Below are 20,081 nucleotides of genomic sequence, written 5' to 3' on the forward strand. Positions count from 1 at the left end.
TCTGTGGCGCATTCTGCAGAGCGAAAAGACACCAGTTACGAAGAGCTTGCTGAAGTCTTAGCACAGACCCAATTTGAATTGGGCAAACTGAAACAGCATCATGACCTAATCAACACGCTGCTGGAAAGCGTGAATGCAGTGCTGTGGGCGTTTGATTGGCGCACTCAAAAAGTGCTGTATGTCAGCCCAGCGTATAATCATATTTTTGGTCGCGATTCCGATGCTCTCCTTGAAAGCTATGATGAGTGGAAACAGTCAATCCATCCCGATGATTTAGCCTATGCCATGCAAAGTTTTGCAGAGGTCATCGAAACCGGAGCAAACGAGGCGCGTCAGTACCGAATTATTCGCGGAGACGGCGAAGTTCGCTGGCTGAGTGATAAATGTTTCTTTAACCGTGATAAAACCACCGGCAATGTGCTCACAATTGTGGGAATTGCGGAGGACATCACCGAAAAGAAAGAAATGGAGTTGGAACTCATACGCCTCGCAACCACGGATACCTTGACCCAGGCCATGAACCGGCGTCACTTTTTTGAGAAAGCGCAAAAATCGCTCGAAGAGGCCATCGAAAAACGTGAGCCAATCTCCTTTATTTTGATCGATATTGATAACTTTAAAGACATCAATGATACCTATGGCCACCAGATGGGTGATCGCGTTTTACGTGACTTTTCCAAAGTAATGCGCGGCTGTTTGCGTGGGATCGACTCACTCGGTCGTGTGGGCGGTGAGGAGTTCGCTGCTGTGTTCCCTCGCTGTAATGCAGAGAATGCCATGTACATCGCCAATAGGCTCCAATATGAAATTCGTAAGCTCGCCTTCGTCAAAGGTATAGATTCATTCCATGTGACAGTCAGCCAAGGTCTCACACAGCGCAGAGACGATGATACACACATTGACCATCTTTTCTCCCGTGCTGACAAAGCGATGTACGCAGCAAAAGAGAAGGGAAAGAACCAAATCGTCCAACATTAGTATTCATTTTAAGCAGTTCGTTCTTCGTGCGAATCTTGTTAAGCTAGAACAACAGATTTGCTAAAGGATGGCTTGCTATGTCCCGTTTTGCCCTTAAATTCGTCACTACGTCCTTAATTCTTGGAGCGCTGAGCGCTTGCTCGCCGGCGTCTGATATGGAGTCGCTCTCAGATGCGGAAGCGCCAGAACAGCCCAAAGGCAACCAAGCAAAGACACTTTATGTTGCTGCCGAATACAATGATGAGACATTCCGGTTGCACTATCGCTTAGAGGTTGAGAACCCGAGCTGGTATCACCAATATTGGCGCTACCAAGATGGTGAATGGATGCGCATGGGCGATGGTTCAGCGGGTCCTGATGAGCACGGATTGTATGAAGATCGCATTAGCATGATGCTAGACGACGGCTCCGTGGAAGGGTTCAGTCGCTATGGCGGCTGGATGCTGATTCACCCGGGAATGCGCAGCTTGGATTCGGCGGCTGACCCCGACGACGTGAGCGAACACCCGATTTTAGGAAAGGAGATGGGCCGCTCCGATGTGCGCAAATATATCCCCCAATCTCGCTCGATCGAGAATTACAATCGCCCTGCGCCATGGGATGCCGTGCGTCCACTCGAAGAGCTTGATGCGATGCAAAATCGCGGTGAATTTTTGGACCTGTGGCAATGGCGCGCCCATCGCTCAAACCCGGTGGGTTTCGCAGACAACGGGTATGTCCTGCATTATCGTCTGAGTTCAGAGGGCCGCAGCATGTACAGCGACAACCGATCGGCAGATGCCATGCAGCCCGCTTACATGTTCAATCCGGAGCTTACCGGGAAGCGCGCACTCGATTGGGAGCGCTTGCTGGTGCGCGGATATGGGCAAGACGACCATTATTTCCTCAGTGAGGATCTCGCCGTGCCCTTTGATCCTGATTACGAATGGCAAGATGGTGATGTGATCCCGTTTCGTCTTCTGCAAACGCCGGATGGAGCCCGTGGCGCAATCACAGCAGACGGTCGTTACAATGATGGCGCATGGCGGGTCACCCTTGAGCGCAGTATGGAAAGCCCCAACCCTCGCGATAGCAAGACGCTTGCGGTCGGTGAAATCTATCATGTCGCCTTCGCGGTGCATCATGGCGCGGTGGGAGCACGCCACCACCGTGTTTCACTTCCTCACACTTTGGGCATTGGAACCGAAGCGGACATCGTTGCTGTTTACTCTGAAGAGCCACTCGTCGAGCAAGAGCTAACGTGGCACGAAGTGGAACTCATTAACCCAGGGCAAGTGGACTGGGAGTGGCTCCTTACACGTCATCCTGGCGCGGGCTTCATTCGGGGAGATATCGACATCAGTGTGCGTGATCACCACGGCTACCTGCCATTGTTTCAACGCTATATAGAGCGGCGCCGACCTTAACTTACTTCGCCCGTGAAAGCAGCCGGTCCAAGTGATCGGCAAACTCCTTTTTATCGCGGTTGCTAAGCGGCGGTGGTCCACCATGGTGGACGCCAGAGCTTCGCATGGTATCCATAAAGTCGCGCATATTCAGGCGTTGTCGAATGTTTTCTGGGGTGAACAATTCGCCCCGAGGACTCAATACATGGGCCCCCTTTTCAATCGCTTCTGCTGCAAGGGGAATGTCTGAAGAGATAATGATGTCACCCGCTTCACAGCGGTTCACGATTTCCTGATCAGCCACGTCAAAACCATCCGCGACCCGCACGCTCTCAATGAACGGCGAACGTGGATGATTGATGAGACGATTGGCAATCATACAGAGCTTTATCTCGCGCTTCGTTGCTGCACGAAACAGGATCTCGCGGATTGGCACGGGGCACGCATCAGCGTCCACATAAATAACCATTGAATATTCCTTGGCAGTCATTCAAGACGCCATTGTATGCCAAATGCCTATTCAGTCCTACGGTCTGGTCAAGTATAAGCGCCCAGCAAAAGCTGGGCGCTTTGCCGAAGTTAAGAAAATTGCGCTATGGCTTCTTTGATTTCATTCCATGAGTTCATAACGAAGGGGCCATAGCCCACCACAGGCTCGTTAATGGGAGCGCCAGCGGCCACCAAGAAACGCGCTGTGTTGTTTGCTTCGATATGGACTGCTTCCCCGTCTTGTTGGAACGAAACAATGGATGCATCTCGCACAATCTCTTGTCCATTGACCAAGGCCGTTCCAGTCAGCAGGGTGAGCCACACATTCCAGTTGGGATTGAAATGAAGCACATGCTTCTCGTTCGCATGCAGCTCAAGATCCATCACCAATAAGTCACTGTGGGTCTTCGCGGGCCCGACCGTGCCCTCGTATTCCCCCGCAATCACACGAAACGTTGAATGACCATTACCTAAGGGTTGCTTCGGCATCGCATCACTCGTCAGGCTCTGATAAGTCGCTGGCGTCGATTTCGCATGCGCTGGGAGGTTCACCCACAGCTGCGCCATCTTTTTGGTAAGAAAAAAGCGTGCTCACAGGAAAGCCATTGCCAACCCAATGGGCATCTTTAGCTTGATGAACATGGCGGGTTTGCTCCGGCCGGACGGGCAATTGGCATTCCTAAATCAAAACTCAGTCGCCGAGTCCGTCAGCTTGAAGAGCAGTTAGAGACGATCCTCATTGTCCGCTCTTCTCGCACCTTTCAAATTACCGATGTCGGTCAACGCTTTTATACGCACTGCCAAGCGGTCTTAATAGAAGCAGAATCGGCCATTGATGTGGTCACAGAGATGCGCTCCGAACCGTGCGGTGTGATTCGGTTGTCTTGCCCGATCGGCTTACTCAACTTTCATGTGGGCAACATGCTCGCAGACTTTATGACGCTCTATCCGAAAGTTACGGTGGAGCTTGACGCCACCAATCGGCGGGTTGATGTATTAAATGAGGGATACGATATCGCAATTCGGGTCCGGCCGTTTCCGCTAGAAGATAGTGGATTGGTCTACAAAGTTCTCTCTCGGCGGGAGCAATGCTTAGTGGCGGCGCCCAGCGTTTTGGAGACCTACGGAGCACCAAAACAACCTGCCGACCTCACCCGCTTTCCATCCATGGTGCGCGATATGCCCAACGAACAACATCAATGGCACCTTCTCAATGAACGGAAGGAACGGGTCACAATCGAATTACAACCACGCTATCTCACGACCGACATGCTCGCTTTAAAACAGGCCGCTCTGAAAGGTGTTGGCGTGGTCCAACTCCCCACATTAATGCTGCAAACACACTTGGAGAGCGGTGAGCTTGTGCACCTTCTGCCGGGATGGAAACCAGAAACAGAGGTCATTCATTGCGTATTCCCTACGCGTCGCGGCATGCTTCCTTCGGTACGCGCCTTATTGGACTTTTTGGCTGAGCGATATGCGCAAATCGCAGAAACTTAAACAACTGCAGTAAAAAACTGCGCATTTAAATTCCTAGCGCCCTTGCGCTCGCATTGGCTTATCACAAGATGGAATTTGAAGGGCGCCATCATCGTGGGATTGATGACGCACGAAATATTGCCCGACTGCTGCCGTTTATTGAAGGGCTCGAAACCGCCCCGTAACTCAGGTTGCCTTGACCTCGACGCGAAACGCTTTCAACAGTGGGATAACAATTTGGGAAAAAAGCGCGATCGACCACAGGGAGTTGCTAACGATCGCCGGAACAAATGGAAAGATAAACAAGAGCGCAAATGCCACCGCACAACCAAAAACCCGCACCCACAATGTATGAAAACTGCGGGTGTAATCTCGCCCTTCGACCAAACGCTGCAAGGGCCACAACGTGGCAATAAAAATAAGCAACCCAACGACGCCAAGGAATCCATAATCCAGCGGGTAGGACTCAAAAAACCCGACATACACTTCACCCGAGAGCGCCACACTGACCATAATTGCGCTCCACATGATCACCAAATGCGCTAACCAATAGGCAACCAACACCGATCGATTTTTACTTTTCGGGACCGCGTTTCCTACACAGTCGAAGTAGACCCAGGCGAGCGCAAACAACGTTAACCCGCCCATCACAAAGTTTACGATCGTGTCACCGCCCACCTCGCCAATTCCACGATTGCTCAAGGTGAGCACCAACTTGAAGAATCCCTCGCCGATGAGAATTAACATCAGTAGCCCGAAGCGCTCTGAAATGTGGTGTAAATGGGGGACAAAACGTTCATAACGGAGTGTTCCGACGCGCGGAAGCATATACTGGAGCTGGATCAGCGCCAGTCCCACAACAAACATCCAGAATGCGAATGGCGTCGGCAAAAACGCCGTGATTGCAAACCATACAGCGAGCAATGCAAAGTTACGGCTCTGCTCACCAGCTAAGCAAGTTTGCTCCGCCCCCACCGCTTTGGCGCGCCAATAGAGCAGCGCCAGCAACGCTCGATTGGTGGCAAACCCTAACGCGAAAAAGACCCAACCAGACGACAAAATATCGGGAATGGATGCCGCAATCACCATCATGGTGACCGACTGAAAGGCCATAATGGTGCGATGTGTGAGATCGGTCGAAATATACAGGGCGTTGTAGACCGAACTATCGGCCCAAGCAAAGAAGATGGCAACGAAGATCGCTGTGAAGATCCAAAAGCCCTGCATATCTAGGTTTTGTGCAAGAAAGGTGCCCAACATAAAAATGGTCACGACATGCACGAGGTCAAAAAATAGCTCGACCCAGTTCACCTGATGCTTCGGGTCCTTCACATCCATGTAGTGTTGTGGCTTGCGCCAGATGGGCGTATCTCGTTTCGGCATCGCGACTCCTTGGCTTACTAACTACTCATCATCGGTACGGGCGATAATCTCAAACTCCCCATCCATTGTTTCTATGACTGTGAGCTCAATCGGCTGGCAGCAGATCTGACAATCGACAATCTGCGCCTGCCCGATATCATTCATGGCATCAATCTCAAGTGAGTTTGGTGCCATACAATAGGGGCAGGAAAATTCAGATTCATATCCTAGCGACATTTAGGACACTTTACAGGTGTTGATACCCAAGATGCGATACAGCCCGCAGAAACGAAATACCCCGGTCGCGATCAGGGCTACGCCAAGAATCCACCAAAAGTTTCCGGCTGTAATCGCCCAAACTGCAATTAACAGACCCACAATAATACGAATTGCGCGATCAACATTTCCAACATTTGCCATGCTTGCCATACAGTTTTCCTCAAAGTTAACGGGACGTGCATGGCAAGTATAGATAACCGTCCTCATTCACGCTCGGTGTTTGAGAACAAATAGTGCTCCGAACAAAAGACATAAAAAAAGGAGCCTTTCGGCTCCTCTGATCAGCTTGAAAACAGAGCGATTTACAGCGCTACGATGTTCTCGGCTTGTGGACCTTTTGCGCCTTGGGTAATCGTGAACGATACCGATTGGCCTTCAGCAAGTGTTTTAAACCCGCTGCTAGCAATTGCGCTGAAATGAGCGAAAACGTCTGAGCCACCTTGGTGCTCAATAAAACCAAAACCTTTCGCTTCGTTGAACCACTTTACGGTACCAGTAACAGTATTAGACATAATTAGACTTCCTAAAAACAATAAAATTTGCCCGTTGAGGGCGTGCATCGGCGAGGAAATAAAAGGTAGTTAATGCAACAGAACGGAGGTAATTACGAATAATTTTGCTACGAAGTGTAGAACAACTTGATATTTACTAACCACAGCGGCCACCATACGCTGATCTGAGGGTAAGTCAAACGATATTAATTTTTATTTTGCCGGCCTCGTGTTTCGTTACGACGCATGCTGTCGCAGTGAGGGTTTAGCCTAAATACTTGCATGGACAGCAGCGCCGGCACAGGATGTGCCACCTTTCTCCACACGTTACCGCGTGTTCCCACTCCACGTGCGCAAGGAGGCCGCGCTGTTAGCCGAGCGCGGGCCGACTTAGCATTGCCGAAATGGGCGCGATCATGCGCGACAAAGCTTTCATTAATTCTTAAGGTATGTGCGCAACGCGCTGGCCACGCGTGATCTCCACCGGCGTGTCTGTCACAGTGCCATTAACTCGGGCCGTTTCGAATCGTATGGGCAACCCCATGGAGCTAAAGATGCTTTCACCATCTTGGAGATGAAAGTGTAAATGAGGTTCACTCGAGTGGCCCGTATGGCCGCATAACCCGATACGATCCCCTTGCGCCACGCGGTCCCCAATCTGAACCGGAATTGTCCCTTTAATCAAGTGCGCGTACACCCCGTATTCACCCTCTGCATGACGAATCACTACATGATTCCCCGCAAAATGACGCGCAAGAAAATCACAAACTCCGAAGCCGACAAGCGGTGCAGGGCCGATTCCATCCTGAACATGCACCACCTCACCCGAGGCTGCTGCGAGAATTGGCTCTTCATAGCAAAAATAGTGCTTTAAACGATTGCCAGCGCCGCTATGTCGTCTAAACGATGCGTCTGCTTTTACAAAATCATAGGCATAGCGCTGCGCCAGTACATCCCATGAATGGGAGGTCTCGCGGTGCAGGCCGCCATTAAAAATCAACCATTCGCCGTCAAATGGAAGGCGATAGCTGACCTTGTTCTGATAGTGCTCAAGGGCTTCGTAATGATCACGCATTCGTTTGTGTACGCGCGCCTGTCCGCCGATTTGCTTCAGCTGCTGAGTCAGCTGCCACGGATTGAAAATCGACAGTAACGAGGTGGGGATAAACGTAAACATAATTGCATAGCGGCCCAAATAACGTAGTGGACCCGCCACCGGCCATTGACTTGCAGGATGAGGCATACGCTTGGTCTTTTTCGGCCCCTCTGCATACGCTTTCAAACCAAAGCTAAGGATGCCAGCCAGGATAAGATATAACGCAATCACCAACCAGAATGGAAAATTCCATCCCCATAGCTGCCGGACAACCACCTGCAAAAGGATGACACAGGCCAGCGATAGCAACATTGGCCAATACCAAGCCCCAAGCTCTTTGCGCCAGCGCGGAATATCCGAAGTGTGAGATGGTTGCATAGGTTCGGGCATTTTTCTCGCCTGCTATTTGATGAAATTCACGATGTGCAACTTAATCTAGAGATCGAGACTGAGGCACGCAACTGATTTCCCTGAGTCAAACACAAGAACCAATTTATGATACCATTAGAATCATAATTCGATACTTTGTTGGGCATTATGGCTGATTTTAACTTTAGTCCACTGGTGATAGAGCGTGCCTTGGAAACCATTAAGATGACGCTCAAAGAACGCGGCCTGAGCTATACAGACGTTGCAGAGCGTTTTCAGGTCTCTCTCAATACCGTCAAGCGCATGCTCAATGGAGATGATATCTCACTCCAACGACTCCTATCTCTCGCAGAAATGTGCGATCTCGATGTCGCCACATTGTTGCGTTCGGCGACTTCCGGACATGCACCTCATCAGTATTTTACAGACGAACAGGATGAAGCATTCGCCGAGCATCCTGATTTGATGGTGTTGTTCTCTGCACTTCGTTACCAACAAAACACGCCTGAACAGGTCGCGAGAGAACAAGGTTGGAACCCTGCGACTTTGTATCAAAAGCTGCGCCAGCTTGAAAACATTGGATTAATTGCACTCGAGCCTGAGAACCGATTTCGTTTTTTGGTCCATGGCCCTTTGGGTTTTCGCCCCCACTCCCGGGTGCTTCGTCAGCAGGCACGGGATTATTTTAAGCGGGCGGAAGACGCACTAATACGAGGTGAGAAGCCCAAGGATATGATGATCATCCTTAAGCCACTGCGGCTTCCTCCGGGAGTTTATGCCCAACTATCAGAGGAACTTAAGCGCATTATTGATAAATATGCGGAAGCCTCGGAACTGATGTTCCATGCAGAACACAAAATGCCTGAGTATCAAGTGACCATTGTGGGGCAGCCGCTCAACGAAGTTCATTCCTTCGACAACCAGTAAGAGGAGGGGCTATGCCCGTTCAACAGACAACGATTGTTATTGCCGCCAAGCCACGCGGTTTTCACTTGATTACCCGTGAAGTAGAACAAGCACTCGCTCAGTTCAGCTATGTCGAAGCCGGGCTTTTACATGTATTCATTCAGCACACCTCCGCTTCATTAACCATCAATGAAAACGCTGACCCAACGGTACGACAAGATTTTGAAAGCCATTTTAACCAGATGGTCCCAGAAAATGCGCCCTACTACCGGCATACCTGTGAAGGGCCAGACGATATGCCCGCCCATTTAAAGGCGAGCCTGCTGGGCACTTCCGTAACCATTCCGGTGACGAACGGGCGACTCAACATGGGCACATGGCAAGGTATCTACCTGTGCGAGCACCGGGATTTTGGTGGCCAGCGGAGGTTGGTGGTGAGTTTGAGTTCTTAGGGGCAGCGCGCGAAAACTCAATTTCTTCATCCAGAGGGTCTTAAATGGGCCAAACTTGAAATGAATCCGCTTCTCCGAGCTCGATAATAATCAGTTGGGTTGTGACGAGAATTCGAGTATATAAATCAGTAACGACATGAGGATATAACCGAAGGATTGGACTCAATGGCACGAAAGACGACAGCCGATGCTTTATTCGAAATAGCAAAGACGCTCCCATGGTGGTTAAGTTTGTCATTAGCAGCCGTATTTTTCTTCGGCGCTCCCATAATTATTGACACCTTGTGGCCTGTTCAGCCCTCAACAACCGAAAACGCTACCGCATATATTTTCTATTTTTCCCTTCTCATGGTGGTTCAGTATATTTTCCCTTTTGCATTGGTCATGGGGTGCATCGCATCATTATTGGAGAAAGCGCGTGCGTCTCGATTACTCAAAAATGTTCGAGTTCGAGGACAGGTCGGAACGATGGCGCGATCAAGCGCTTTTAATCCTGTTACTTGGCGAGACTTTGAGAGAATTGCTGCAGCTTATTTTCGTGAACAAGGCTTCCGCGTGTATGAAACAAAATCTGGACCCGATGGTGGTATTGATTTGGAGCTGTACAAAGACTCTGAGCTTTACGTCGTGCAATGCAAACACTGGAAGACGCAACAAGTACCAGTTCAAAAGGTACGAGAATTATATGGCGTAATGGCTGCGATGGACGCGGTTGGCGGCTTCTTTGTAGCCTCTGGCGAATTCACAAAAGAAGCGCTGCGCTTTGCCCGTGACAAGAATATTATATTGCTCAATGGGGATGACATTCTCAAACGCGTCGACTCTGAGGTACAGCCTCAAGCGGCTCCATCGAAACACTCCATTTTGTGTCCCGCCTGCAACAGTGAAATGGTCATCCGCACCGCGACACGAGGTGTGAACGCTGGTCGTCAGTTTTATGGTTGTTCTCGCTACCCTCAGTGCAAGGGGATTGTGAACATTACTGATTAAAGGCTTTTCCCTTTGGAACCTATACAAATCTGCGCTATCAAATCATGTATAATAAATAAGCAGTGAAGCGTATTGCTTCAAGTCGAATTAACCTCTGATGTGAAGGCGGAGTAGTGCTTAAGCCCAAAATCATTGTCCCTCAGCGTTTTATTCATGAGCAACCCATCGTCCATGGCGAGGATTTTGGTGTGCTGTGTTGGAATACACAAAAGCTGACCGAAACCTTGCGGTTTCAAATGGCGCTTGCACGAATTTTGCAAAAGTTCCCAAGCCTTTTCTTATTGTTACAAGAAGCCAAGCTCACCCTCCATGACGATTGGAAATTGCCCCATTGGTCCTATGCGATCGCACCGAACATGCAAACAAAGCGCTCGGTGTATGGGGTGCTTACCGCCAGTCAAATTGCCTTTACTGATGCGCAACCTCGGCTTTCTCGCAATCGCGAGGGGCTGTTTACGACGCACAAGAGCTATATGCTTTCGTATCACCCGCTCCCAGATAAAGAGTCACTTTTGGTCGTGAACATGCACGCGATTAATTTTGTGCGTGCTCATCATTTTTTACGCGAAATGGAAGTGTTGAGAAATGAGTTGTTGGGCCACAATGGGCCATTGATTGTGGCCGGTGATTTTAATGTGTGGAATCGCCAAAGGCGTCTGCATTTACGGCGTTTTTGTCGAAGCGTGGGACTGCGCGAGGCCTACATGTCAGATTCGCAACATATTAAAACCTACCGAGAGCACCCGCTCGATTTTGTGTTCTACCGTGACCTGTCTCTCAGAGAAGCCACGGCTATCGACACCACGACCGTTTCGGACCACAACCCGATCTACGCCCGCTTCTCGCTTTAGCTTTAGCTTTAGCTGTAGCCAGGCCAACAAAGCGCCCCGGTTAGGGCGCTTGCAGCAACGTGCAGCATTAAGATTTCTTGAGCCCTAGCTTGTGCGCAAACTCAACGGACACAAAAATAGGACCAATCAATAAAAATACCAGATCGTCCAAAAACGATGGCTTCTTGCCTTCAATCTTATGGCCAATAAACTGACCTATCCACGCGACGACGAAAATAGCGAGTGAGATCCAGCCAAGCGGAAGACCCGCGTTGTAGATGGCGGTTACACCCCAAAAGGACAGCGCAAACCAGGCCGCCATCATGGCGAAGACCCACACCGCAAGCTTGAGATAGACGAGCATGGATAGCGCCCCAAATACCGTCGCCCCGTTCACCCAATATGCCGCCTGTCCGCTTAATCCAAGCCAATTACCGATCGGGATCAGCCAAAAAAGTCCCAATGTCGCGAAGAAAATTGCGGGCACACACACAATGTGGACCCATTGATTCACATGATTTTGATGGCTGACGCCATAATCTGCGAGAAATTGCTCGAGGGAACGCATGGTTTATCTCCCAATATGCTGCTTAACCCCAATACGATACGGTCAAATTTAACGTCTTTTCGCTGGCAAAGCGAATGTTTGCGATCAGTGCACAGTCTGCTCTCGGATAATCTCGCGCTCGTGCTTCTTGTCTGTTTTTCGCATGGTTTTTCCCCGAACAACTTCGTTATCTAATCGAAGCGTACTGCCTTGAGGCCGATAATGCCATTGAATTATCGCATCTAGAGCCCCAATGGAAACGAATAACAGCAATTATTTTATGTTTATCGTAAATTATTTATTGATATAAATTATCATTGCGTCTATGCTTCGGAAAGTCCTAATGCCGTGGAGCAGAGCAAATGAACGATTCAAACTTATTTCGCTATGGCGGTGGCGCCGCTATCTTACTCGCCGTGTTATTTCCGATATATTGGTTATATGTCCTGACCATTGGAGTGTCTGGTGAGGCAGGCATTTGGGGAGACTTCCAAACCCTAAATGGCTGGGATGCATTGTTTGTGCTGATTGGTGCGTTAGAGATCTTTGTCTACCTCGTGCTGCGCAAGTATTTATCGCATCATCTGAATGCAGGTTTATTATCCGCTCTATTGTGGGTCATGATTGGTCTAGTCGCGATTTTCCATGGGTTTGTGGTGGTGGATATTGCTCTGGCTACTGGTTTATTCAGCGCCTATGAAGATGCATTAATTGCATCTGCCATGGCTGGCAGTCTGACCGTCTTGTTTTTGTTTGCCCTGGTGTCGCTTATTTTCGCTATCGCGTTACTCACGCAGTTTTCGTCGCTTCCGACCTTGATTAAAGTATTTAGTATCGGGCTGATTGTTGTTGCACTGATGCAGCTGACGGTGATCTTGGGCGTTGTGAATATTGTCCTGTTCCCAATCCTGATATTGTTGCTTGCAATCCAGTTTTTGCGTGGTGAGCAATCTGTCGAAGTGGTGTAACAAGTATGGCTATTCGAATTAACTTGGATGTAGAGCTCGCAAAGAAAAAGATGTCGCTCACGGAGTTATCTGAACGTGTGGGCGTATCAATGACTAATTTATCGCTGCTCAAAACAGGTAAGGTCAAAGCAATTCGGTTTAGTACGCTAGAAGCAATATGCCGTGAGCTGGACTGCCAACCGGGTGATATTTTGGTTTATGAGGGGTGATGGTTAGGGGCGCGTTCAAGCTTATGTGTGTGCGTGCGTAATCCTGATGTGCGGGATGTTGAATCTGCTTGTTGATTCAACATCTTAATTAATTGATATCTATCGCTTATTATAATATTTCCAATTTTAAAATGACGACGCACTCGCCGATATACTCACCGTTTGTGCATGCTCTGTAGGTAGTATCCACTTCGCCCGTTAATTTCGCCTTTATGCACTAGGGCCCTTCTTTTGGAGCTAACATTTAGCTTTGCGGCGTGCCAGAGCGCTAACGTAAGCTCGTCCGACAACAGCGATGTGTTAATTGCTCATCACAAAGTTCAGCCCAAAACAGTTAGACATCTGTTAAGAATTTGTCGGTTCCCAATAATTATTAACTTCAGTTTCTTTCTGGTTCTCGTTATATTTTGAAACAGCATTTTAACTGAATCGTAGTAAGTTCTGGAATTATAGGTCAAAAATCCCTCGGAGTCGTACCGAAAGTATTGGTCGATCACAACCGCAACGTTGTCAAACTCCTGCCCAATCACCCGGTGTGACGTCTTGCTGGTCAGTTGCGAGTAGGACTCGTGGTGCTCATTATCGTATTGAGAGGGTGTCAACCTAAGCACCTCCCAACCCTCATTGCTTATCAGGGATATGTAATCTTTAACATTTGAAGTGCTCGTAAAATAATCAAAATCTACATTCCCGCAATTTGGAAAAGATATATCATTTCTATTAGCGTTAAAAAGGACCTTGATGAAACTCGCAATCTCTTTGTTCGTTCTAATTTTTTCCGATAGCTTAAATTTAGAAAAAAAACCTAAGGAATCAATTTTTCCTTCAATGTCAGTTCGTGACTCTGCTGAGGATAGAGTTTGCTGCTTATCATAGGAAAATATGCAATCTGTACTTTTTGCTTGTGCGTCTACGACTAAGTTATCGAACTGTTGAGGATATATTCTTTGCGCCTCATCCACGACGACCAAATCGATATCATTTAAATCATAATTTCTAAAATCTCTTATTGAAACTATTCTCCACCCAAACTGCCTCAACCGATGGTGACCATCATTCAGCTGCCCGCAGTGCACAACAACCACATTTTTCGAGTTTTTAATAAATCTTACAATATCATATGTTAGCAACGTTTTACCGGTACCTGCGCTGCCGGTAATTGAAATAAAGGCAGTTTTGTTATCATATATTTCGCCCAAAACTTCATCCCTAATATCTTCTTGCTGCCCTGTCAGAAAATACTGGCCGTTTAAGAATTTATCTGTGGAATTAAAAGGTGAAACCAAATAGTCGGACGGATTAAAAAGGACATCTGGACTATCGAGATCAATCAGGTTTTGGTTTGTTAAGAGCTGGATCAAATAGCTAAAGTCAATCGATTCAAGGTCACCGAATGAGTTTAGCCTATATAATATCTTTTTTTGAGCAACAAAGCATAAATTATGCACTACCTTACTTATGTGACCTAGGTAATAATTGTTTCTTGTTAGCTGCGTCTTTATCTTTTCAACCGTGCTTGTGCTTTTAATTTCTACATTTAACACATAGTTTCTTCCGAATCTGAGCAAATCAAACTCTTTGCTGATGTGCTTTATTTTATACCCCACATAAAAATCATTAAAAATACCCACATCTGGCAGGCGGAGAAAGATTTCTGAAACTAGAACTTTCAGATCGATAGTTTCATTATTTTTAATATCTACGCCATAATACTTTGTGAAGTTTTTATATTCGTCATGCAAAAGAGAGTCATGCGCTTGCGCGAGAGATATTAAATTAATGCTTTTCATAAACATTTTCGTCCTGATCTAGACTTCTAGTGGCCAACTGGCTGAAGTGAGTCGGCGAAATTACCTTCGCAACTAGCGCCTACGCTCAGGCGCATTTGAGACGATACCTGTTTTTGCCGTAGCAAAAATGTTTAGCGGGTCAAATGTCACCTGAAACGTATTGCTATGCATTCCTTTCTATCCGCTCTAGCTCTTCCTGAATTACTCGACTGACCAACCATCTAAGGGTATACAACAAGTCCTTCTCATGCCGCTTCAAGCGGTCTTTGCCACGGTGAACAATTTTAGAGCGTATTTCGTAGATTTTCTTAAAATCATCAAGAATCTCGTTGCGCTGAGCGTGTGTCTTCCCAACCAAATACGCGCATCGATTACGAAGCAACTCACCGAGTCCGATCAAATCTGATACAGTCTTCTCTCCAAGTAAAATTTCAAGGGCAACGGTAGCCTGAACAAACGAAAGAAGCTCGTTCTTTCCCGAATAGCTGTCGAGCAACCACTTCCCAGCGAGAAGAATCCGCTCATTTATAGCCTCATCAGACCACGCCCTTTCAAGCAATTTAAGCCGATTGGTCAGAAACGCGCGTTTCTTCTGGTCATTATCAATGGTGCCATCTAGGTCATCCAGAACTAGCTCTGAAATAATGTTTGAAACCGATTCATCAAGCTCAATGCTATCATAAAGTCGCCACCTGTTATCGCGCCATTCGTGAATATAGGCCCGCTGTTTTATCGTTGTTGGCGAGTAAACGTAACGTTGTCTGAATGCCCTAACCGCCAAACAGGTTCCTAGAACTGACTTCAGGACAGAAACTGCTGATTCTTCCGGCGTAGTAGACGTCCACTTGCCAACAAAGCCATGTGACTCAACCTGAAGATAGAGGCTATCACCGGTCAATTCTTTTGGGCCAACAAGGCCGAGCAACCCTCCCCCATGCAACCATCGGTCACGGCCGGGAATGCCCGAAACGAGGGGGAACAGCTCTGTAAATTCTGCGTTGGGACGAATCAACCTAACTGAGTCAGTCAACTTGTACTCATGGCCATGAAAATGAGCACTCAACTCGGAATTGAGCTTGAATGTGAACTGGTACCTACGTGGAAGTTCCTCAAACCCCGATATTAACCGAGCAGCAAGCTGCTCCGCATCCGAGTATTTGGGATTTTCAATAAGGCTAGATTGCTTCGACTCGGAATCAAACTCTTCAAAGTCATGAAGCTCTTTAGAAAGCTCACCATAAACGTAATCAAAAAGCGGGGTTTCATTAATAAACATCTCCAGAGACGCCTTCAGAGCCATCTTATTAGGCAGTGCTTTTTCAAGTTCAAACAACCCCGACAACGAGGAGCGATCTAGACTCCAGCCATGATGGAGCTTGAACTCTGGGATTTGTTCAGCGAGCCCCCCTCGCAATCGTTCAAGGCAGCGTTGATCTAGTCCAATCGGCATCGAATTACCTCAGTATGTTCCATTGCCAAGTCAGAACGGAATATCATCATTAAACTCCGATTTTTTTGCGAAAAGAGCCTTGTGCGGCAATGGAAGGCCGTTTGCAATGTAAAGATTTAATATATCTTCGCGATCTATGAAGAGTATCTGGCTTCGCTTAGACGCGTCCAGTTTCCCTCCGAGCCAATTTCTCGCCTGCTTGGTAATTTCTCCCCCAGCAACTATAAATGCATGATCAACCAAGACACGCCGACTGGTTTCAGGGTCGAATATTTCATGACCGAGCATCATCAGTACCTGATTATAGATCTCGGAGACGTTAGCGTTTGTGGCTTTACTCACCCCCGAAGCATCAATCTTTCCCTTTTTAACCTGTATGCCAAAGTAAAGAACATGCTGTGTGGGAAGGATGAACCTCATCCAAATGTCCTTCCCGTATTCCAAAGCCTTATCTTTATGCCCCGCTGCCGTTATTCGGTAGTAACCCAACTGCCTGAACAGCGGTAGAAGAACGTCCTCAATTATTTCGTCTTCAGAGCATTTATCCAAGTAATTTATCAGCTGGTCACGTTTTTCAATTTCCTTTGGAGTAAACGGTCTGTGAGGGTTTGCAGCCAGCGATATGGTTTTTGAGCCTATGTGACGAATATAAAGAAGTTCATCCTCTCCGTAGAAAGCTTCGTAGCCTTCCCTTGCCAAAGGCTTATTCAACTCTTCTAAGGCCTTTGAGCGATCAGGATCATCTGGCTCAGCATCTGATTTGTGCATTAATACTCGAAGGACATGAACAAAACGTTCAGGAAGAGCATGAGCAGCGGACTGTGGCTCTTGAAGCAACTCTTCTAAACGCTCTGCGGTCCAATTCCAGCGCGTTGAACCATCGTGAACGAAATCAAGATCACACTCCTCAAAAAACCGTGTGATATAACTGCTTGAGCGGTATGGGAAAAACTCTTTATCCCCAATTACCAGTTCAGCGATCGCGCGCAAATTTCTACTCTTGAATTTCATCCCACCCCTGTGCGTTTGACGATGATCTAATTCTTGAACTCATGTGAACAGTCAACCAAGAACATAACGCCCGGCTCACCGAGCAGATTCGTGATCGCGGCTTTTGTGCAGCTCTTTGCACAAAAGGTGACAGCGGAAACTCTTCCGATGCAGCCCTTTGTTATTTGTGTCGCTGCTTACAATTACCACCTATGTGTACCTTAAGAACAAGCCAAGATAGTTGTTATGGATATTGCTTTTCCATGGGTTGCCATACAACCGAAAACCTAGTTGCTCAAGTATCTTTACCATCGCCGGGTTAGCTGAAATTTCGGTCGAAGCCATGAGGTTCTCTTGCCCGAACTTATCTAGCAGGATGCGAGCAATATTTTTCGCTATGCCTTTTCCAGCATAGCTTGGGTCCGTGTACAGGTATCCAAGCTCCCATTCAAAATCATTGCTTTGCTTTGGAAGTCCAGCTTTCTCATTTGAGAAATCGGATTCAGTCTTGACCTTAATAGCGCCAATCCCAGCTACCTTTCCATCAATTCTTGCGATACACAGTAATTTACACCTATCAGCTTTGCGCCAAAGATCACCTTGAACTTTTCCCTGCTGCTTCAATGCTGCGGCAAAGCACCCTCGGACTTCATCTGTAAGCTGACTTTTCGAGATTAAATCATATTCGATTTTCATTTCTCTTAAACTCTTTCTAATCGTTATAGCACGATGCTTTCTTCGCATAACTTCTAACTCACCGGTAAATTGCAAGCGCAGCGAGTAATTTATCCGCGTGCTACAAATTGTTATGTGTATTACTCTCCGTTTTTGAAATAGCCCGCTATTCCAAAAACCGCAGAAACTAGCGTGACTACGGCTGATATGGCCAAGAACCACCTTCTTTTATAAAAAGGCATAGAAGCCACGTCTGAATTCTCTAAAGAAATACCCACCAAACTCATTTCTTTCTTTATTAAGCTCCAGCCGCGGCTGCCACTTACACTTTCATTCAGAACATCTTCACTTAGGATCGAATTTATTACCAAAACCTCCGAGACTATTTCCGCCTGAGTGTCACATGACTCTTTAATCAAATTAATGGATTGAATGAAGGATTTTACATACATCGAGTATTCAAACAGCGATGAAATGCGTTGGTACCTATTTCTTTGATTGTTAAGGTCTTTAGTCTTCTGTAAGAAAACAATTCCTTGCTTATCAATTAACAAAAGATCATCGTTAAAATTCAAAGGTTCATTCTTATCTAGCATCTCTTTTATGGCTCTGTCACCAATATCTCTATGCCTAGTCACTATCTCTACCAAGGAAGCTTTCGAAATTTCTGAGCTTTCTGGTTTAATTCTTAGCAACGGCTTGCTATGCCAAGAATTAACAGCCATTTGACTTGGGTTTGGGCAGTGATGAACATTAAAACAAAAGCGTGCTATTGCTTCCAGAATAGGATGGTTTGATAATTTTTGAAGCTCAATTAGCTCAGAAACTGAGTGGCTAGAAGAAAACTTCTGTAGCTGAATACTGATTATGAGAATATGATTACCAATGGTGCGTAATCGTAGCACAATATCTACAGATCCGAGATCGCCTACCGGAATTGAGTAGGGGAGCCTGCTAGTTGAGAAGTTAGCTTTGTATACTCTTCTCAGCTCCGCACCCAGAGCTTGATGAAAAAGTTTTGTCGGCTCTAGGCTGTAACTTAAAATATCGCTCCCTTGACGGCCAAAAGTTCGCTTAGAGTAATTTTTATCCCGTCGCTTAATGTAATACTTACCACTATCACCGATTGGCATCGGTAATAGACCAGAAACTTTCCATTCTAACTCCTGAATTTTATTCACAAATCACGAAACCCAACTGGGTGCCAGGGGTGGGCGTCGAACCCACTGTCCCAGATAAACTAGGAGCTCCTACCCCAGGCCCTGGCAATATACTTTTCACATAACGCCTAAAGCAGCGGCAGCTTTGGCCGTCTGCTGCCTTTACTTGTAAATGCCTTACTTCTTTGCATCAGACTGCTGTGGCTGGCTCTGAGTAGGCTGAGAAGTAGATGGCTGTTGCGAGGTTGCACCTGGAGCAGCTTGCATTGTTGGAACTTGGGCGCTATTGATGCTGATACCATCTGTTTGGACACGCTGCATTATTGGTATAGTAGCGCTTTCCACGGATGGCTGAAGATCGGAGGTCTCTACTTTCTTATCTGACATTTCGGCACCTTCTGGGTTGATATTTGAGATTACAAAAATTACTACTGCTACGGTTGCAGCAGCGAATAACACGCCAACACTATAGTTAAGCCAGTTATTTAGTGCTGACAACCAGTTTCTTTTGTTAAAAGCACTCTGCAACTTGTTCACATAGTAGTCTTCGGCAATACTCAGTTGTTTTGTGATGGCAGCATTACTCACTAAATAAGCTACGAGTGACAGAAGAATCGATAATAAAAAAAATACCCACGACATTTTCATCAGCCAAAGGCGTGAAGCAGTTTCCATAGGGACAACTGATTCAAAAAACGTCAGGGATATGGCTAAGCCCGCCGATGATAGCATTAAAATTGACTTATCGTAGTTTTCGGTGTTGGACAATTGCCTTTTTAACAATTCATCTCGAAATGAGTCGTAAATCTCTATCGAGCGCTTTTGCTCCTCATCGCTTCTTAGAATTTTATTATTGCTCGACATTATTAATCCGACTCCGCTCCCTGAGCATTTAACGCCGCGAACAGCGGTAATTTAAAGCTGCTTTGAGCGGAGCGAAAAGACGCTTTAAATTATCCGGGTGCTTCGCTTTGTTATGCATAGCTATCACTCAGCTATTTAGTAAGCAGTTTGTAATCTTCAACATAATGATGGCCAGCAGGAATAACCACCGGCCTACCAGGGCAAGATCGTGAACGTTTTTTAAGCAACGAAACGATCAGTTTGACGATCTGAGTTACCTGTGATCATATACTCCCTTTTTCGGGAGTTGAATCATGTATATCGAAGCTTTCACAAGCCACTT

The 20,081-nt window shown here is 47.0% G+C and carries 23 protein-coding genes and 1 pseudogene; 10 read left to right on the forward strand and 14 right to left on the reverse strand.

Annotated features, from left to right (window positions below; all coding sequences use genetic code 11):
• The first annotated feature begins 3 nt into the window (after positions 1 to 3).
• Positions 4 to 978 carry a GGDEF domain-containing protein gene (locus CWE11_RS05965; RefSeq protein WP_126776692.1) on the forward strand — a complete coding sequence of 325 codons (975 nt, stop codon included), beginning with the start codon at positions 4 to 6 and terminating at the stop codon, positions 976 to 978.
• Positions 979 to 1,055: 77 nt separating this feature from the next.
• Positions 1,056 to 2,384 carry an ethylbenzene dehydrogenase-related protein gene (locus CWE11_RS05970; RefSeq protein ID WP_198675606.1) on the forward strand — a complete coding sequence of 443 codons (1,329 nt, stop codon included), beginning with the start codon at positions 1,056 to 1,058 and terminating at the stop codon, positions 2,382 to 2,384.
• A gap of 1 nt (position 2,385) precedes the next feature.
• On the opposite strand, the gene CWE11_RS05975 is transcribed toward CWE11_RS05970, so the two are convergent.
• Together CWE11_RS05975 and CWE11_RS05980 are read right to left on the reverse strand one after the other, a co-directional pair.
• The gene (locus CWE11_RS05975) at positions 2,386 to 2,832 is read right to left on the reverse strand and encodes a YaiI/YqxD family protein (protein WP_126776693.1); all 447 of its coding nucleotides are present in this window, start codon (positions 2,830 to 2,832) and stop codon (positions 2,386 to 2,388) included.
• A 110-nt stretch (positions 2,833 to 2,942) separates the two neighbouring features.
• Positions 2,943 to 3,341, reverse strand: a complete 399-nt coding sequence (locus tag CWE11_RS05980) for a pirin family protein (RefSeq protein WP_157981303.1) — start codon at positions 3,339 to 3,341, stop codon at positions 2,943 to 2,945.
• Positions 3,342 to 3,497: 156 nt separating this feature from the next.
• On the opposite strand from CWE11_RS05980, the pseudogene CWE11_RS12210 reads away from it, so the two are divergent.
• A pseudogene (locus CWE11_RS12210) lies at positions 3,498 to 3,623 on the forward strand (LysR family transcriptional regulator); the annotation flags it as partial.
• 78 nt (positions 3,624 to 3,701) lie between these two features.
• Positions 3,702 to 4,352 (forward strand): LysR substrate-binding domain-containing protein, encoded by a 651-nt coding sequence (locus CWE11_RS05985; protein ID WP_241971739.1) that lies wholly within the window; start codon positions 3,702 to 3,704, stop codon positions 4,350 to 4,352.
• A gap of 165 nt (positions 4,353 to 4,517) precedes the next feature.
• On the opposite strand, the gene CWE11_RS05990 is transcribed toward CWE11_RS05985, so the two are convergent.
• The 5 genes from CWE11_RS05990 to CWE11_RS06010 form a co-directional block, all read right to left on the reverse strand.
• Positions 4,518 to 5,714 (reverse strand): low temperature requirement protein A, encoded by a 1,197-nt coding sequence (locus tag CWE11_RS05990; RefSeq protein ID WP_126776696.1) that lies wholly within the window; start codon positions 5,712 to 5,714, stop codon positions 4,518 to 4,520.
• A 21-nt stretch (positions 5,715 to 5,735) separates the two neighbouring features.
• Positions 5,736 to 5,930 carry a zinc ribbon domain-containing protein gene (locus CWE11_RS05995; RefSeq protein WP_126776697.1) on the reverse strand — a complete coding sequence of 65 codons (195 nt, stop codon included), beginning with the start codon at positions 5,928 to 5,930 and terminating at the stop codon, positions 5,736 to 5,738.
• A complete protein-coding gene (locus tag CWE11_RS06000; protein WP_241971740.1) occupies positions 5,931 to 6,122 on the reverse strand; it encodes a YgaP family membrane protein in 192 nt (63 codons plus the stop codon).
• Positions 6,123 to 6,274: 152 nt separating this feature from the next.
• Complete coding sequence (locus tag CWE11_RS06005) at positions 6,275 to 6,484, reverse strand: cold-shock protein (protein WP_126776698.1); 210 nt, start codon at positions 6,482 to 6,484, stop codon at positions 6,275 to 6,277.
• Positions 6,485 to 6,905: 421 nt separating this feature from the next.
• On the reverse strand, positions 6,906 to 7,949 hold the full coding sequence (locus CWE11_RS06010; RefSeq protein WP_241971741.1) for a M23 family metallopeptidase: 1,044 nt from the start codon (positions 7,947 to 7,949) through the stop codon (positions 6,906 to 6,908).
• 147 nt (positions 7,950 to 8,096) lie between these two features.
• On the opposite strand from CWE11_RS06010, the gene CWE11_RS06015 reads away from it, so the two are divergent.
• The 4 genes from CWE11_RS06015 to CWE11_RS06030 all read left to right on the forward strand — a co-directional run bounded on the left by CWE11_RS06015 (position 8,097) and on the right by CWE11_RS06030 (position 11,127).
• Positions 8,097 to 8,855 carry a helix-turn-helix domain-containing protein gene (locus tag CWE11_RS06015; protein WP_126776699.1) on the forward strand — a complete coding sequence of 253 codons (759 nt, stop codon included), beginning with the start codon at positions 8,097 to 8,099 and terminating at the stop codon, positions 8,853 to 8,855.
• An 11-nt stretch (positions 8,856 to 8,866) separates the two neighbouring features.
• Positions 8,867 to 9,286, forward strand: coding sequence for a secondary thiamine-phosphate synthase enzyme YjbQ (locus tag CWE11_RS06020; RefSeq protein ID WP_126776700.1), 420 nt, complete (start codon positions 8,867 to 8,869; stop codon positions 9,284 to 9,286).
• 165 nt (positions 9,287 to 9,451) lie between these two features.
• A complete protein-coding gene (locus tag CWE11_RS06025; protein WP_126776701.1) occupies positions 9,452 to 10,276 on the forward strand; it encodes a restriction endonuclease in 825 nt (274 codons plus the stop codon).
• A gap of 113 nt (positions 10,277 to 10,389) precedes the next feature.
• A complete protein-coding gene (locus tag CWE11_RS06030; protein ID WP_126776702.1) occupies positions 10,390 to 11,127 on the forward strand; it encodes an endonuclease/exonuclease/phosphatase family protein in 738 nt (245 codons plus the stop codon).
• 67 nt (positions 11,128 to 11,194) lie between these two features.
• On the opposite strand, the gene CWE11_RS06035 is transcribed toward CWE11_RS06030, so the two are convergent.
• Positions 11,195 to 11,674, reverse strand: coding sequence for an Mpo1 family 2-hydroxy fatty acid dioxygenase (locus tag CWE11_RS06035; RefSeq protein WP_126776703.1), 480 nt, complete (start codon positions 11,672 to 11,674; stop codon positions 11,195 to 11,197).
• 341 nt (positions 11,675 to 12,015) lie between these two features.
• Here CWE11_RS06035 and CWE11_RS06040 point away from each other — a divergent pair, with 341 nt between their 5' ends.
• Positions 12,016 to 12,621 carry a hypothetical protein gene (locus CWE11_RS06040; RefSeq protein WP_126776704.1) on the forward strand — a complete coding sequence of 202 codons (606 nt, stop codon included), beginning with the start codon at positions 12,016 to 12,018 and terminating at the stop codon, positions 12,619 to 12,621.
• Between the two features lie 5 nt (positions 12,622 to 12,626).
• Complete coding sequence (locus CWE11_RS06045) at positions 12,627 to 12,830, forward strand: helix-turn-helix domain-containing protein (protein ID WP_126776705.1); 204 nt, start codon at positions 12,627 to 12,629, stop codon at positions 12,828 to 12,830.
• A 320-nt stretch (positions 12,831 to 13,150) separates the two neighbouring features.
• On the opposite strand, the gene CWE11_RS06050 is transcribed toward CWE11_RS06045, so the two are convergent.
• The 6 genes from CWE11_RS06050 to CWE11_RS06075 form a co-directional block, all read right to left on the reverse strand.
• On the reverse strand, positions 13,151 to 14,620 hold the full coding sequence (locus tag CWE11_RS06050; RefSeq protein ID WP_157981304.1) for an ATP-binding protein: 1,470 nt from the start codon (positions 14,618 to 14,620) through the stop codon (positions 13,151 to 13,153).
• 163 nt (positions 14,621 to 14,783) lie between these two features.
• A complete protein-coding gene (locus CWE11_RS06055) occupies positions 14,784 to 15,896 on the reverse strand; it encodes a HEPN domain-containing protein (RefSeq protein WP_198675607.1) in 1,113 nt (370 codons plus the stop codon).
• Between the two features lie 204 nt (positions 15,897 to 16,100).
• Positions 16,101 to 17,081, reverse strand: coding sequence for a hypothetical protein (locus CWE11_RS06060; protein ID WP_126776708.1), 981 nt, complete (start codon positions 17,079 to 17,081; stop codon positions 16,101 to 16,103).
• Positions 17,082 to 17,270: 189 nt separating this feature from the next.
• A complete protein-coding gene (locus CWE11_RS06065) occupies positions 17,271 to 17,756 on the reverse strand; it encodes a GNAT family N-acetyltransferase (protein ID WP_157981305.1) in 486 nt (161 codons plus the stop codon).
• A gap of 119 nt (positions 17,757 to 17,875) precedes the next feature.
• Complete coding sequence (locus tag CWE11_RS06070) at positions 17,876 to 18,916, reverse strand: hypothetical protein (RefSeq protein ID WP_126776710.1); 1,041 nt, start codon at positions 18,914 to 18,916, stop codon at positions 17,876 to 17,878.
• A gap of 156 nt (positions 18,917 to 19,072) precedes the next feature.
• Positions 19,073 to 19,759 (reverse strand): hypothetical protein, encoded by a 687-nt coding sequence (locus tag CWE11_RS06075; protein ID WP_126776711.1) that lies wholly within the window; start codon positions 19,757 to 19,759, stop codon positions 19,073 to 19,075.
• Between the last annotated feature and the right edge of the window lie 322 nt (positions 19,760 to 20,081).

It is taken from the genome of Aliidiomarina sanyensis, from assembly GCF_003987175.1.
GTDB classification, from domain to species: domain Bacteria; phylum Pseudomonadota; class Gammaproteobacteria; order Enterobacterales; family Alteromonadaceae; genus Aliidiomarina; species Aliidiomarina sanyensis.